This window comes from Mycobacterium sp. SMC-4, assembly GCF_050205565.1.
Classification (GTDB): domain Bacteria; phylum Actinomycetota; class Actinomycetes; order Mycobacteriales; family Mycobacteriaceae; genus Mycobacterium.
Genome location: NZ_JBNMQU010000008.1, coordinates 217916 through 231439 on the forward strand (window position 1 = coordinate 217916; position 13524 = coordinate 231439).

A 13524-nucleotide genomic window follows, 5' to 3' on the forward strand; every position below is an offset into this window, starting at 1 on the left:
ATGCAGCGTCACCGCTTCCGGCGGAGAACGTGCTTACCCTAAGCGGATGGCGAACCCCCCACCATGGACTCCGTCATTTATTCGATGGGAGACATTTGACTGATGGCTGGATTTCTCGATGGCATTCGAAACACGATGGGAACCGAGACTGTCGTCATCATCCACAACGAAGGTCTTGAAGACGAAACACGCACGCCTGTTGAGGCCCACATTCAGGGCAGGACGGGGTCTTTCGAGATTGAAACGCCGATCTACGAAGGAGACATCGTCGAGGTCGACGATCCCCGCGGCGGCAAGGACCGTCGTCTCGCCGCTGAGGTTCGGGTCAACAAGGTTAACGGCAATCCCCGCATGTCGCGGATCAAGGTGATCTGGGGTAAGGCAGGGCCTCCACGGAGCGCACCAATCCGTCGCCTGACGATCGAGTACCTGCATCCGAATGTGATCTCAGCATCGAGTGATCTTTTCAACGATGGACACTACGCGTCCGCTGTATCCGAGGCATTCAAGTCTATTGAGGTTCGCGTTCGAGCCCTCACCCGAATCTCTGACCGCACGGGAGCCAAGTTGATGGGTGCCGCGTTCGGCACGGCGGACCCAGTGCTCGACGTGGCATCGGAACTCGGTCATAGCGGTGAGAATGAGCAAAAGGGTTTCGCCGCCCTGTTCAGCGGAGCGATGTTAGCGGTGCGAAACCCCAAGGCGCATGAGTTGTTCAAGCCGGAGGACCCCCGGCAGGCAATCGAATACCTCGGTTTCGCCAGCCTCCTTCATCGCAGGCTTGATGTCGCCGCATCCAAGTTGTGATCACCCGACATGGAGGTCGAAGGACCTCCGAATGAACCGGTCACCGAGCCGCCCGAGCGACTTGAACCAACGTTGAAGTGCACCGGCCGTAGGAAGCTTTCTGCGGGCTACCTGCTTCGCTGGCTGGGGAGATCGTTGACGCGGCCCTCGTCTGAGAGTGCGAGACCAATCTGCTGCACCCCAAACGACAAGAAGTGGATCGCGTCCGCGAGCGCTTTGACGGCCGGATCGTTGTCCGACCGGTACTGACTCACTTTCGCGGTCGCGCTCTGGCAATTTTGAATAGCTTCGCGGACCAATTCGAGTCTGGTGCTGAGCATCGCGTTTCCCTTACTTCGGTCGTTGCTTGGGCGGTGAGGGGTCGAACGTAACAGCGATCGCCGACACAGGCCGCCACGCGTACTGACCGACATCCAAGCGTCCGCTTCGCGGCGTCTCGCACGGCGCGTCGATCATTCCTCGTGGTCGTAGCATGCGATCTCCAAAGTCCACGCCTGCAGATCGGAGATCACCTCTGGGGTAGAGAGTTCCGGGATCGCGGTTGTGTAGATGTCGGAGACGGCGCCTACCAAGCGCGGTCCTCCGTTTTCCGCATTCACTTCGATTAGTAGCGCATTCAGCGCATTAACATCGTCGCGTCTGATCGCTTGAATCGCCGCCGCCGCGCGCCGCGTGTAGGGGTCCTCGTGCTGACTTGCTGTGTGGTCGACGAAATAGTCGACCGCTTCGCGCGGTGCGGCCCCAACTTTGTCAAGCCATATCCGGTAAGCCTCATCGAGGGCAAGCAAGAGGCGGGTGAGCCGCCCATGCGCAACGGCTTCTTCCAGAATGGCTCGGACGCCTTCATTGACGTCATCGGCGTTGGTGGATGCGCGGTGCGTCATAAGGGCTGCTGCGCGGCGGAAGTCGCCGGCACTGGGCTCGTGGGATTGGCTGGCCACGTTGGTCAGTTTCTCAGAGATACGGTCATTGCCGCCCCGGAGTCGCATGCATCGCACCCATCTCACGCACCGCAGAACTCGCCGCAACATCATTCGTCGGGTAGTTATTCGTCTGATTGACCGTCTGATTGATCGTGTTACCCGAAGCCTGACTGCCGCCCTGGCCGGCGTTTTCTTCGCCGCCAAGCGGCTGCTCCCGTTTCCCGCCAGCCAAGTTGGGCAGTGCCGGTGCCGCGCTAGCCGCAGCGCCGAGGGCCTTGCCCAACCAGGAGTTCCCAATGCTGGCTTTCGGGTTATCCCCGGCGGGGGTGAAGGTTTCGAGGAAGCCAGACCCGATGATGCCCGCCACCTGGCTGGCTTGCTGAATGCTTCGGTTGGCGAGCTGAATGCCCATCTTCGCCAACGCGCCGGAGCCGGGCATCATCACATCGAGGGCGCTGGTGCCCATCATGGCGGCGTCCATCGCCATGCCACCCAAACCGACACCACCACCACCAGGGCTGGCCGGGTATGCCTGGCCACCCAACCCGATCGGGGCGCTCTCCCCGCCGCCGATCATGGTTTGAGGTAGACCGGGCATCGGTCCGGGTATAGGTCCGGTACCGACCCCCGTGCTGACCGGCGGGGCTGCCGGGGTGCCGAGAAGATGATGATTGGCCGGCCACAACGTTGACGGGTCACCGCCACGCATACGGATCGCGTTCTCCGCAGCGGCGATCTGCTGCTCACGAGTCGCCAAATCCGCACGCCCAGGCATACCGGGCAGCTTCGACGCATCCCACGTGGACTGGTCGAACTGCAACCCACCGTAGTAACCGTTACCGGTGTTGATCGACCAGTTCCCACTGGCCTCGGCCTGAGCGAGCGCATCCCAGTTGCGCCCAGAGGACGAAGCCGGCGCGGCGGCAGGTGCGGGTCCAGGAAGACCGCCGCCATGCGTCGGACCACCAGGCAGACTCCCCGGAGCACCACCAACGATCGTGACCGGCAAAGGCAGCGGAATCGACCCAAACGGCGACTGCGGCAACTGCGCATACCCACCCGCCGTGGTGGCCCCCGCGGGCAGCGCCGCAGTCGTAGCCGCCTGCACAACACCAGGCAGCGCATTCTCCATGCCCTCTTTGATCCGGGCATGGATGTGATCGAAATGGTCGCCACCGGTATCGGTCTGCCACAACGAACCCTTCTCGTCGATCAAACCGTTACCCACAAGGAAGTTCCAAATCTGATCACCCAGCGCCTTACCCTGCGGATTCTTACCACCACGGGTAGTACCGCCGGGAATCATGATGTCCAGCGCCCGACCCGACGGATGATCCGGGTGCGGGTCTTGCCGGTATCCGCCAATGGTCTGAATCTGCGGGAAGTAGGCGGCGACAATGTCATTGAGCTTCGCCGCAGCAGGCGTCAACCCAGCATCGGGATGCTTCGACTGCGGAATCGAAGAGGCATCCATAGGTGCTGCGGGAACCGGAGTCGATGCACTCGATCCGCCCGCCGCCGAGGCCGCTTCCTTCTCGGCCTCGAGCATCGCCCGATAAGCCGGGGTGTACTCGACACCAAACGCCCCCTGAGACGCCAGCAACCCCATCAGGCCAGACCCCTGATTCGGGTTCGCCTTATCGATATTCGACAGCATCGCCAACGGACCCGACAACATCAGATTGCCGACGAACTTCGTGATGTTCTCCAAGATCCCCGCCAAGCCCTTGGAAATACCGAAGTCCTTATCCAGCTCCGCGCCCAGGCTTTCCATGTCACTGGTAGCCGACTTCAGCTTCTTCTTATGCTTCTCGGCTGCCGCCTGCTGCGCCTCAGCGAAACGGGCCTGCGCCTCGTTCGCATCCTGCCCAGCCTTCGCCACATCATTACGGGCATCCTGAATATCCGCCTCAGTAGCCACATTCGACGCCAACAACTGCTGCAACCGAGCTTCCTTCTCGGCAAGATCGTGACGGGCCTCATCGACACGATTCAGAGCCGCAGCAAGAGACGCATCCAAACCAGCGGTCGACTGATACACCAGCGGAAGAACCGGCGCATCAGGCAGCTTCGCCTTCTCCCCATCGCCAGTGCCCGTCGGATCGAGGATGGGACTGCCGGCGGGCGCCGGGCCTGGCAGGGTGAATCCCGTGGAGCCGCGCCGCTGACGCTGAGCATCACCTGTTGCACCGCCGAGCGGGATCTGTCCGGGCAAATTGCCGAACGGTGCTGGGGGCGCGCCTGTTTGGCCGGGGCCGACCAGGCCGGGGATGGGGATTCCGCCGACCGTGGCCGGGCCGCTGCCTCCGCCCATTTGCGGCAGAGGTGCAGGCGTCGCAGGGCTGCCGGGGTCGCCCTGAATCGTGCGGTCCCACCATTCGCGGGCGGCCTTACCGGCGTCGCCCGGGTTGGGGAGTTCGTTGAGTTCTCGCGCGCCGGGGATGTTGTCTTCGGCCCACCGTTCAATGTCAGGACCGTTTGACATCGCCAGGTAGGTCAGCCAGGCCGGGACCGCCACTCGCGAGAGGGCGGCGCTGATGCCCTTGGCGCCCTTATCCGCCGCGCCCGGAAGTCCCGTCGACAGCATCGTGCTCGTGCTCGTCAAAGCCGTCGTCAGCGCGGAAACACCCTGGATGGACTTCCATGCCACAAACGCCTTGACCGCGTCGTCAACACCGACACCGATCTTGTCGATCCAACCCAGCACATCCTGGACAGCGTTAGCTAGATCCTTCGCCGCCTGAACCCCATCCTCGAAGACCTGCCGGATCTGCCCTTGGTTCGCGGTCACCCACGAATTCACATCGTTCAGGCGACCCGACACCGCGTTGATCGCATCCTTGAGCGTGTTGGCGTCATCGGTCGGCTTACCGAACAGCGCGCCAAGGAAGTTCGCACCCAGACGGGCAACAGCGGTCTGCGCCTGCTCAATCGAGCCGGCTAAAGTGTTCACCGACCCTTTGGCGAAACCGTCCATGTTCTGCTCGACGGTCTGCAACAACGTCTCCAAGCCAATCTTGCCGTCGCTGATCAGCTTGTACAGCTCCGCGGTCGAGACACCAACGATGGAGGCCATCCGGTCAACCGGGAAGCCCTCCAGTTGGTTCTGCAACTGCTCGAGGCTGACCTTGCCGGACGAAGCGATCCGCAGGAAACCCTCACCGACCGAATCCAAGGGCTTACCCAGATAGGCGGCAGTGTTGGTGACGGCGGACATGAACCGCTTCAAATCACCCGAACTGGTCGATAACGCCTGAGAGGCAATGGAGAACGCCGCCGACAACGAGTACGGGGTTCCCTCAACTGCGGCGTTGACGGTCTCCATCACCGCACCCACATCAAGAGTGGCGCGGCCCGTCCGCTCCAAAACGCGGTTCAGGTTCTCCAAACGGTTCTTCGCCGAATCAATAGCCTGATACCGCTCAAACCCCTTGAACAAGGTGACACCAGCGGCGCCAATCAGGCCCGCCGCAGCAGTCGTGAACGCCAACCCCAACGCCCGGCCGGCAACAGCGCCCGCCTTACCGGCCACACCCAGATACCCCGAAAGCGTGGACGAGAACGCCGACGCGCCAGGAATAGAACGGCTCAACTCCGAACCAAACGACGACCCGAACCCGCGACCAGCCTGCGCGCCGTGACCTGAGAACTGCGACACCATCTCCCGGCCAATCCGGTCAGTCGCCGCAGTCCCCCCCGTCACACCAGAACTCATCGAAGACTGAAACGACCGACCCGCCCGCTCCCCCGCATCCGAGAACTGCCGCTCAATCTGGCGGGCAGCCACAGCCGCTGAACGCTCATCCAGACGTGTCAGAACATCGACGTATATGGGCATATCAGACTCCTAATCCCTCAGAGGTCTCGCCAGTCGAGAAGGTCTTCGGGCATGTATTCCGCCATCCAGTCAGCGGCAGTCTGGGCGTCATACGAAATGCGCCCATCCGGATAAACCGTCGCGGTCACGGCCGTTCGTACGAAGCGCTCCCCAGAGCAGCCGACACCCCGCTTCGCCGCCACGTACGCCGCACTCGACTTCACGTCATCAGGAAGCAAGCTGTCTAGAACACGCACCGGCTCCCCCGCAGTGATCGCTTCCAAGCACCGCCGCCAGCCAGCATGATTCGGGTTCTCCCGCAGACCCTCAACGACTTTCAGGCGGACCGCCTGATACACCCCTTCGACCGGAAAGACCGTCCGGGGCGCCGCAACCCTAGCCATCAGCGCTTCGCCCCCCAACGCGCCCTAGACGCCCTCTGATGTCGCTGAGAAATCCCCTCCCCGAGGCCGACGTTCACCTTCGCCAGCAAGTCCACCACCTGCCGGTCCAGCGCCCGCACCTCCGCAGACAACTTCACCAACACCGACGGACGGTTCTCCCCGGCCAACTCCCGATCGAAACCGGACTTCAACACCTCGGAACGGTCCGCGGCGGTGCAAGCGGCCTCCAGTGCCGAAGCCTCCTGCTCGGTCCACTCCAGAGGCGCATCCGCCGGCTGACCCATCTCCTGAGAAGCTCGGGCCAAGGCGGCGTCCATCTGTTCCCGAAGACGCTCACCAGCAGAGACCTGTCCGGCCAATTTAGTTAGCCCCTCTCCTGGAAAATCTGCGTTGCATGCACTGACCGGCAGGCCCTATGCCATCCGGGCTTCTCCACAGCAAACATCGGGGTCCCTCCCCACCCATCTGAACTGCACGTATGCACCCCGCAGCAAACGTCCTGGCGCGCAGCGGTTGCGCCGGAAGGTCGCTGTGGCTGGTGTGTCATGGTCTGTTCCTTGGGATTTGGGGGTGACTCGGGGTGGCTGCCATGACAAGGAGCCGCCCCGAGTCACCGGTCTCAGGATGTCGGCACGCCTTCGTAGCGCATGCCGCCGGCGGGGATGGGTTCGGCGTCTTGGGCGGCAAGGTTCTCAAGGTCGGTGTCGGTGCGGTAGTGGCGGAGTTCGTCGGGTTCTGCGAGTCGGAAGACGGCGGTGTCCATGAGGTTGGTGCGTGAGCCCGAGGGGATGTCGGCCAGTTCTTCGAGGGCGGTGGCTGTTCCGGCGGGGGCGTTCTGGGCGTAGGTGTTGACGACACCGTTCCAGCCTTTGGTGGCGGCGACCATGGCGATGGCCTGGGCCATGTAGGTGTCGCCGGAGGTGGTGGCCAGCTCGAGGTGGGTGGCGGCGTCTTCGGGGCCGTCGAGTTTGGCGGCGCGGTCGCGTGAGTCGCGCATGATCATGAGTTGTTCGGGGGTGGCGTCGCCGCTGATGCCGAACAGTTTTCGCTGCAACGTTTCGCGGCGTGACTGTCGATCGGCGAGGAACGACTGCTTGAGCTGGTCTCGTTCGCGGCGGGCCTGCTTGAGGGCCTTGGCCATTTCGATTCGCTTACCGGTGTCGCTGTATCGGCGGCTGGTACGGATGGCCTCGGCTTCCCTGTTGAGGCGGCCTTGGATACGGGCCATCTCGGAGCGGGGATAGTCAGTCATGGCGGTTCTCCTAGTGGTGGGTCGTGGCGAGGTTCTGCGTGGGCGTGGTGCCCAGCTCGTCGGGTTCGCGGGTGCGGGCGACGAGGGCATTGAACTCGTCGGCGGGTAGCGCGGCGAGGTAGACATCGAGAGCGGCTTTGAGGGCGCCGCCGGGGTCGTTATTGGCGTTGGCCATTGCGCGCCTTTCTGTGTCGTTCCTCGGCGAGGGCGAGGACAGCGGCTTGTCTCAGCGCCCAGGTGTTGCCGATGCGCTGTGCGCCGTCGATGCTGGGTGCTAGGCGCCGCATCTGCCGGCAGGTGATGCCGAGCGTTGCTGCGGCTTCGGTGGTGCTCATCCAGTTGTCTTCGCCCTGTTGGTTTGAGTGTGTCTGCGGGTCAGCAGATTCCGCGAGTTGCTGTCCGCTTGAGGACATGGCGGTGTGGATGGCTGCGAGCAGGCGGGCATACCGTGCCGGGGACGCGCCGTTGAGGCGGTCCTTCTGAATGCGAGCCAGAACGCAGCGGGCGAGGTCATCTAATGCGTTGCGACCCCGGACTGTAACCGTATCGCCGACTTGGCGCACTTCGTCATCGGTCATGAATGTCGCTCGCGGCGCCGCCGAGTCACGAAGCATCCTCATTCTGATCTGGGGGGTCGACGATTCGCCAGATCTTTTCGGTTCGGCTGTCGCCGTGCGCGGGCACTGACTCGATGCGGTCGGACAGTCCTGCTGCGCGGCGGACCGACTGCCAGGGGTGGCCTGCGGCTTGCCCGGCGTGTTTCGCGTCCTCGGGCGAGACCGTGACCGCGGTCTGCATGTCGAGCCATTTGTCGAGCCAGGCGGCTGCGGACTCATGCCGGGGAGGTCGCTGGTCGGGGACGATGGACCAGATTGCGCGACCTCGTTTTCGGGAGATGGTGTGCATGTCGGGGTGGGAGGTGCGGGCTTGGTGGATGCTGCTAGTCGTGTACCCGGCAGCGTGACCGGCTTCGATCACAGCAAATGATTCGACGGTGGTGTGACCCTCTGCACGTAACTGCTCGACGTACTCGCTCAACCATTTGAGGCACGACAGCTTCGGGCGAGGCTCATCACGCGACCTGCGTGAATCGATGCTGGTGACGGTAGCATCGGGGTCATGGGTGACCGGAGCGGTCACGTATCCTGACCTGCTGTTTCCATGGGTGACCGGTGTGGTCACGCATGACCAGTAGGTGAAGGTTCGGCCGTTGTAGTCGCCTTGACGCGAGAACACCAGCCCTTCGGAGTCCAGCAAAGATATTGCTTGGTCGAACAGCTCCCGCTTCTCCTTGCGTCCAAGGCGGCGACGTAGGTCTCCCTCGGTCAGTTCGGTGTCGCGTTCAAGCATTCGCAGGATGGAGCGTCTGACGGTCTCTAGGCGGGTGGCGTCGTAGAACTCCTCGCCGGTCGCCCGGGTGATCGCACGCTCCCGCACTTTTGCGCGAGCCGCCTTGTGCGCCTCGGTGACGATCCAGTCGCGGGTGGAGTCCGATACCGCCATGACTTTCGCAGAGAGCTGCCAGTCAAATTCGGACACGACCGATCGATGGTGCAAGATCGCCAGCCCAGCAGCCACCTTCAATCGCGAGAGGAGTGCGTGACCGTCGAGGGCTTCGGCCTCACCACGTTGGCGGGCCAGGTGTGCATCGATGACGGTGCGGGCGATTTCCTCGGGCCCGTATTGGATCTCGACGATGTCGGTGGACAGCCGGGTCCAGGCCGGCAGGTCGGTGTTCAACGGTTCGGGGTCTGCTCCGGCCACACTGGGCATGTTCGGGTCGACAGTGGGGAACCACAAGATCCGTTGCGGTGTGCCGCCGGTGGTGTCGTTGAAGATCACCGATGTATGGCCGGGTTGGGCACCGACGCTCATACACATTCTGTACGTGTGCGGTTGAACGACTCGGCTGGTGGCCTCGCTGGCGTTGGCCTGCCCGATCAACTCGCCCATGACCGCCGCCTTCAACTGTGCCAGCAGAATCGATCCTTGCCGCGCCGCGATGCCTGCCAGGGTGTCGATCTCGGAGATGGTGATGATCGCGCGGGTGATCCGTTCGGCGCCCTCCTTTTTCGGCGGAGCGAAAAGGGCTGCGATGCCCTCCCCGGAACCAATGGGGCGTTCGGTGATGGGTGCCGGCCAGGCCAGCCGGGCGACTTTGTCGGAGATACCTTTACCGCCGCCCGAGGGGCTGACGAACGCGGCGATCATATTCAGTGAGGCACGTCCGCCGATGATGCCGGGGAGCTGCACTTCCGGGCCAGTGCTGGCGACCACTCGTAGTAGGACAGCGCCGAAGACGGCCCAGGGCGCGGCGAAACGCGCTCGTGCCCACTGATAGATGGTGTGCAGTTCTGGTGTGGCGTTGAAGAAGTCGTCGGTGTCGGTCACGCCGTCGCCTTCCTCTGGGCGGATTGAATGGTTTGTTGAATCTCGTGAGCGCCTAATCCGATTTCGTGGGCCGCTGCGGCCAGTGCGGAGTACACCGCCGCAGGTGCGCTGTCGGCGGCAGCCCGGGCCGCTGCCCAGAACAGGATGCCGTTGCGATTGCCTGGCTGAGCTTCGGCCACTGACTTCACGAGGCCGTCCCAACGATCGCCAGTCCCAACAAATCCCTCCGAAGTACTTGTTCTCGGCGGTGAGTAGTTCGGTTGAACGATCAGGTGCTGCAGATGTTCAGGGAGGGTGGCGATTGGCCCGCCGCGGTGAATGCGGTAGGGCTGCCCGGTTATTGGGTGGATCGAGCCGGGGGCGACGAGATAGCCTCGCCCGCCCGCCTTTACGTCGATGCCAGTGGTGCCGGAGACCTTGCCGCGCACGGGCCCGGTGTGACGGTAATAGAAGTGCCAGCCTTCCCCACCCGTCCTGATCGTCAACGTCTCGTGCTCGGGACCTAACCTGAGCGCGGCGACGGTTCCGCCGTGTCGGGGATCAACGTCAAGACAGATCACGCCGGCCTGAGTCACGCCCCAGTTGCAGCCAGGGTGATGTCGTGCCCACCGGGTGATCACGTCGCGGTCCCGAGTGAAGTCCTGGACCCCGTGTTTGGTCAGAGGGACCTTGCCGTCGAGCGGCCCGACTGAGAACCCCAGAGTCAACATAGTTTCGAGCGGAGTGCCCGCCCCGATGATGCTGGGGCGGGCCTCCGTGGCGCTGTTGTCGGTCACAGTGCCGCTCGCAGTCGGTCGAGGTCGGCTAGGAGGGCGGTGGCCTTGTCGAGAATCTCGGTGGCGCGGGTCTTGCGTGCGTCGTCGAGGTGACCGATCGCGCTGTCGATCAGGCAGCACACCGTGTCGGCGTGCCCACGTGCGCTGTCGAGATCCCACTGCGCGGCGTAAGTGCAATCCGATGTACTGACCGTGTTCACTTCTCGTCGCCCATCACCTCGACGGCGGCGCGCAGAACATCCGCCAACTCAAGGGCACCCTCGGGCTGGATGGATGTACCCCACTCGTGCCACTTCCCGCCCACGAAGCGACGGATGTTGATGCCGACCAACTTGCTTCCGCAACCGTGGATACGCGGTATCACACGTACACATGCGGGGCGCACGATTTCCCCGTCATCCTCGCCACTGCCCGAGAACGAGGCGACATAGACGGGCGCGCCACGGTAGCAAGCGGCCTGCCACGTTGTGGCGACGTCGTCCCAGTCGGGATCAGCCCACGCCGGTCGCGGGAACGGCATCATCTTTTCGGCGTCACCGCCGTGATAGATGTCTGTGTCGCGTTCGGCGAGTTCTTGCCAGCGCGCGATAGCGGGGTTCGGCGGGTCGAGGTTGACAGGTTGCTGATCGGCCGATACCTCAACGGCGCCGTCGAACGTGTCGTCGGTGTTGATCTTCTTGCTTCGTGCAGCCATGATGGAGTTCTCCTAGATCTCTGCTGAGTGATGGGTTACGGAAGTCCTCGAAGTTGCCGCTTCGGGGACTTCGCTTTTTCCGGGCCGCAAGTCTTCGGTCCGGTCGGCTTCGGGGTCGAGGCCGAGATCGCAGTGCCATTCCTGCGGGCGGTCATGCGGCATCCGGGCCACCGATCCTGTTGTCTATCAAGTACTTAAGAACGTCCTCACGGAGGTAGCGGACGCGGCCGCCAATCTTCACGTAGGGGATACCGCGCCGCCGATACCGATCTTGGGCAAGCGCATCGACGCTTGTCTGGACGACCTCGGCCACTTGGGCCGGCGTCGCTACCGGAGGCAGCGTGTCTAGGAGTGGGAGCACATCTGTTTCCTTTCAATCGCGGGAGCGATCGTTACGATCTCTCTTCGGGTCATAATGCATGACAATCGGTAACACGGTCAAGTGAATCGCGGGAGCGATTCAAAAGATCGTTTATGGTCGTTTAGTGAGCCCACCACCCGAGCCACCCAAAGGCCTGACGAAAAATCCGCTCGGACCTACGGGGGAAGCTGTCGCCGCGAATGTCGAGCGACTGCGGACGAGGCTGAACCTCACGTTTGCTGCTTTGTCCGAGCGGCTGTCACAGATTGGCCGCCCGATCCCGCCTCTCGGCCTACGGAAGATCGTGGCTCAGACCCGACGAGTGGACTCTGACGATTTGGTCGCTCTTGCTGTGGCACTTGAGGTTTCGCCTGTCACGCTGTTGATGCCTGATGCGGAGAACGGCCGCGACGAGCTTCACCTGACGGGCTTCGAGTATCCCCTGTCAGCTGCGTCGCTCTGGTTCTGGCTACGGGCCACCAACCCGTTGCCCTACGACGACCGACTGCCTCTCGTGTTTCAAGCGGCAGCATGGCCGGCCTGGCGGTTGCGAATGCAGATCGAGCAGGAAAAGAAGACTCAGGGCGCTTGGCTACAGGCGAGGCGCGCGCAGGTGCAACTGGAGTCTGACGATGGCGACGATTGAGAAGTACGAGACTTCCGCTGGGGTAACTCGTTACCGAGTGCGATACCGGACCCCAGATCGTAGGCAGACGGATAAGCGCGGCTTCCGCACGAAGAGGGATGCCGAGGCCTGGGCCAATCAACTTGAGGTCGATAAGCGACGCGGTGCATACGTAGCGCCAGCAGCGGGCCGGGTCAGACTCGGGGAGTACGCGGAAGAGTGGCTGGATAGCAAGCACAACTTGAAGCCCTCGACGCGGGCCCGCTATCAGGTGGTGCTGGATACATTCATTGCCGATCACGCCGAGGTTGCCCTGGGGGACATCACGCGCCAGCTCGTCCGCGAATGGGTCGGTCAGCTGGCGGCGAGTCATGCCCCGGCGTCGGTGCACAAATCGGTCGGGGTCCTGCGGCAGGTGCTCGCGATGGCGGTCCGAGAGAACCGTCTGGTGGTCAATCCTGCCGACGGCGTCGAGTTGCCCGCGGTGGGAACGGTCGAACAGCGTTTTCTGACGCTGGAGCAGTTGCACGGCTTGGCCGAGGCAGCAGGGGATCATCGCGCCCTGGTGTATCTGCTGGGGACCTGCGGGCTGCGGTTCGGGGAAGCTGCGGAACTCCGCTGGCGGGACCTCGACCTCGACAGGCTACGGATGCGGGTGGCGCGGTCGGTGACGCTCGTCGACAACCGGTTCGTCGTCGGCACCCCGAAGGGTGGCAAGGGCCGCACAGTAAGCGTCTCAGCGTTCGTGGCCGGCCTTCTCACGGTCGGGGATGCGGAGGCTCTGGTGTTCCCGGACTCCAAGGGCGGACACATGCGTGGGACGAACGTGCGGCGGCGCTGGTGGTCCGACGCCGTCGTCGCTGCCGGGCTGCCTACCGACTTCAAGATCCACGAGCTACGGCACACGGCGGCGTCGTTGGCGATTCAAGCTGGGGCGAACATCAAGAGCCTTCAGAACATGCTGGGACATGAGTCGGCGGCGTTGACGCTGGACCGGTACGGCCACCTGTACGGGTCGGACGTTGAGGCGGTAGGGGTCGCGATGAACGCGCTTTTAACTCGGGAGTGTGGGCAGAGTGTGGGCACAAACGCGGCCTGACAGCACAACAGGCCAGACGATAAACGCCTGACCTGTTTGTTTGATTGTGGAGCCTAGGAGATTCGAACTCCTGACATCTGCCTTGCAAAGGCAGCGCTCTACCAACTGAGCTAAGGCCCCCGAGGAAATCAGGACGGTGCGTCGGCGGTGTGCCACACCTCGGCGCCGTGCTGACTGCGCCACACCAGCAGTGCAGCGGCGGCAACCGCCGCGACGAGCACAAGCACCGGCTTCATCGATGTGGAACCTTTCCGTGGGGCTAGGAGGACTCGAACCTCCGACCTCTTCGTTATCAGCGAAGCGCTCTAACCGCCTGAGCTATAGCCCCTTCGAACCGCATGGCCGAGCGACGAGATTACCTCACGGGCAACCGGT

14 protein-coding genes, 2 tRNA genes and 1 pseudogene are annotated in these 13524 nt (G+C 63.2%); 4 read left to right on the forward strand and 13 right to left on the reverse strand.

The window, feature by feature from the left end:
* Positions 1 to 102: 102 nt before the first annotated feature.
* Entirely contained in the window at positions 103 to 807 is a 705-nt protein-coding gene (locus ACQI46_RS16050; RefSeq protein ID WP_427095004.1) for a TIGR02391 family protein, read from the forward strand.
* A gap of 452 nt (positions 808 to 1259) precedes the next feature.
* On the opposite strand, the gene ACQI46_RS16055 is transcribed toward ACQI46_RS16050, so the two are convergent.
* The 11 genes from ACQI46_RS16055 to ACQI46_RS16105 form a co-directional block, all read right to left on the reverse strand.
* The gene (locus tag ACQI46_RS16055) at positions 1260 to 1748 is read right to left on the reverse strand and encodes a hypothetical protein (protein WP_427095005.1); all 489 of its coding nucleotides are present in this window, start codon (positions 1746 to 1748) and stop codon (positions 1260 to 1262) included.
* 25 nt (positions 1749 to 1773) lie between these two features.
* The gene (locus ACQI46_RS16060) at positions 1774 to 5568 is read right to left on the reverse strand and encodes a transglycosylase family protein (RefSeq protein ID WP_427095006.1); all 3795 of its coding nucleotides are present in this window, start codon (positions 5566 to 5568) and stop codon (positions 1774 to 1776) included.
* A 382-nt stretch (positions 5569 to 5950) separates the two neighbouring features.
* Positions 5951 to 6235, reverse strand: coding sequence for a hypothetical protein (locus tag ACQI46_RS16065; RefSeq protein WP_427095007.1), 285 nt, complete (start codon positions 6233 to 6235; stop codon positions 5951 to 5953).
* Between the two features lie 335 nt (positions 6236 to 6570).
* Positions 6571 to 7203, reverse strand: a complete 633-nt coding sequence (locus ACQI46_RS16070; RefSeq protein WP_427095008.1) for a hypothetical protein — start codon at positions 7201 to 7203, stop codon at positions 6571 to 6573.
* A 10-nt stretch (positions 7204 to 7213) separates the two neighbouring features.
* On the reverse strand, positions 7214 to 7378 hold the full coding sequence (locus tag ACQI46_RS16075; RefSeq protein ID WP_427095009.1) for a hypothetical protein: 165 nt from the start codon (positions 7376 to 7378) through the stop codon (positions 7214 to 7216).
* On the reverse strand, positions 7362 to 7781 hold the full coding sequence (locus tag ACQI46_RS16080) for a hypothetical protein (RefSeq protein WP_427095010.1): 420 nt from the start codon (positions 7779 to 7781) through the stop codon (positions 7362 to 7364). The genes ACQI46_RS16075 and ACQI46_RS16080 overlap by 17 nt, the downstream gene beginning before the upstream one ends.
* 25 nt (positions 7782 to 7806) lie before the next feature.
* Positions 7807 to 9594: a hypothetical protein gene (locus tag ACQI46_RS16085; protein WP_427095011.1), complete on the reverse strand. Its 1788-nt coding sequence runs from the start codon at positions 9592 to 9594 to the stop codon at positions 7807 to 7809.
* Entirely contained in the window at positions 9591 to 10370 is a 780-nt protein-coding gene (locus tag ACQI46_RS16090) for a bifunctional DNA primase/polymerase (protein ID WP_427095012.1), read from the reverse strand. The genes ACQI46_RS16085 and ACQI46_RS16090 overlap by 4 nt, the downstream gene beginning before the upstream one ends.
* On the reverse strand, positions 10367 to 10570 hold the full coding sequence (locus ACQI46_RS16095; protein WP_427095013.1) for a hypothetical protein: 204 nt from the start codon (positions 10568 to 10570) through the stop codon (positions 10367 to 10369). The genes ACQI46_RS16090 and ACQI46_RS16095 overlap by 4 nt, the downstream gene beginning before the upstream one ends.
* Positions 10567 to 11064 carry a hypothetical protein gene (locus tag ACQI46_RS16100; protein WP_427095014.1) on the reverse strand — a complete coding sequence of 166 codons (498 nt, stop codon included), beginning with the start codon at positions 11062 to 11064 and terminating at the stop codon, positions 10567 to 10569. Before ACQI46_RS16100 ends, ACQI46_RS16095 begins: the two co-directional genes overlap by 4 nt.
* A gap of 151 nt (positions 11065 to 11215) precedes the next feature.
* Positions 11216 to 11425: a helix-turn-helix domain-containing protein gene (locus ACQI46_RS16105; protein WP_427095015.1), complete on the reverse strand. Its 210-nt coding sequence runs from the start codon at positions 11423 to 11425 to the stop codon at positions 11216 to 11218.
* A gap of 322 nt (positions 11426 to 11747) precedes the next feature.
* Between ACQI46_RS16105 and ACQI46_RS16110 the strand changes: the two genes are divergently transcribed.
* The 3 genes and pseudogenes from ACQI46_RS16110 (at position 11748) to ACQI46_RS16120 (ending at position 13149) form a co-directional block, all read left to right on the forward strand.
* The gene (locus ACQI46_RS16110; RefSeq protein ID WP_427095016.1) at positions 11748 to 12071 is read left to right on the forward strand and encodes a hypothetical protein; all 324 of its coding nucleotides are present in this window, start codon (positions 11748 to 11750) and stop codon (positions 12069 to 12071) included.
* A pseudogene (locus ACQI46_RS16115) lies at positions 12058 to 12189 on the forward strand (Arm DNA-binding domain-containing protein); the annotation flags it as partial. The gene ACQI46_RS16110 and the pseudogene ACQI46_RS16115, both read left to right, overlap by 14 nt.
* Positions 12190 to 12291: 102 nt before the next feature.
* A complete protein-coding gene (locus ACQI46_RS16120; protein WP_427095082.1) occupies positions 12292 to 13149 on the forward strand; it encodes a tyrosine-type recombinase/integrase in 858 nt (285 codons plus the stop codon).
* Positions 13150 to 13196: 47 nt separating this feature from the next.
* Here ACQI46_RS16120 and ACQI46_RS16125 read toward each other — a convergent pair.
* Positions 13197 to 13269 (reverse strand) — tRNA-Ala (locus ACQI46_RS16125).
* 134 nt (positions 13270 to 13403) lie between these two features.
* Positions 13404 to 13477 (reverse strand) — tRNA-Ile (locus ACQI46_RS16130).
* Positions 13478 to 13524 lie beyond the last annotated feature (47 nt).

Bases quoted from the DNA above. Each gene is read 5' to 3' on its own strand.
- ACQI46_RS16050 (WP_427095004.1), top strand. From the start codon at position 103: ATGGCTGGATTTCTCGATGGCATTCGAAACACGATGGGAACCGAGACT.
- ACQI46_RS16100 (WP_427095014.1), bottom strand. From the start codon at position 11,064: ATGGCTGCACGAAGCAAGAAGATCAACACCGACGACACGTTCGACGGC.
- ACQI46_RS16070 (WP_427095008.1), bottom strand. From the start codon at position 7,203: ATGACTGACTATCCCCGCTCCGAGATGGCCCGTATCCAAGGCCGCCTC.
- ACQI46_RS16075 (WP_427095009.1), bottom strand. From the start codon at position 7,378: ATGGCCAACGCCAATAACGACCCCGGCGGCGCCCTCAAAGCCGCTCTC.
- ACQI46_RS16080 (WP_427095010.1), bottom strand. From the start codon at position 7,781: ATGACCGATGACGAAGTGCGCCAAGTCGGCGATACGGTTACAGTCCGG.
- ACQI46_RS16060 (WP_427095006.1), bottom strand. From the start codon at position 5,568: ATGCCCATATACGTCGATGTTCTGACACGTCTGGATGAGCGTTCAGCG.
- ACQI46_RS16065 (WP_427095007.1), bottom strand. From the start codon at position 6,235: ATGGGTCAGCCGGCGGATGCGCCTCTGGAGTGGACCGAGCAGGAGGCT.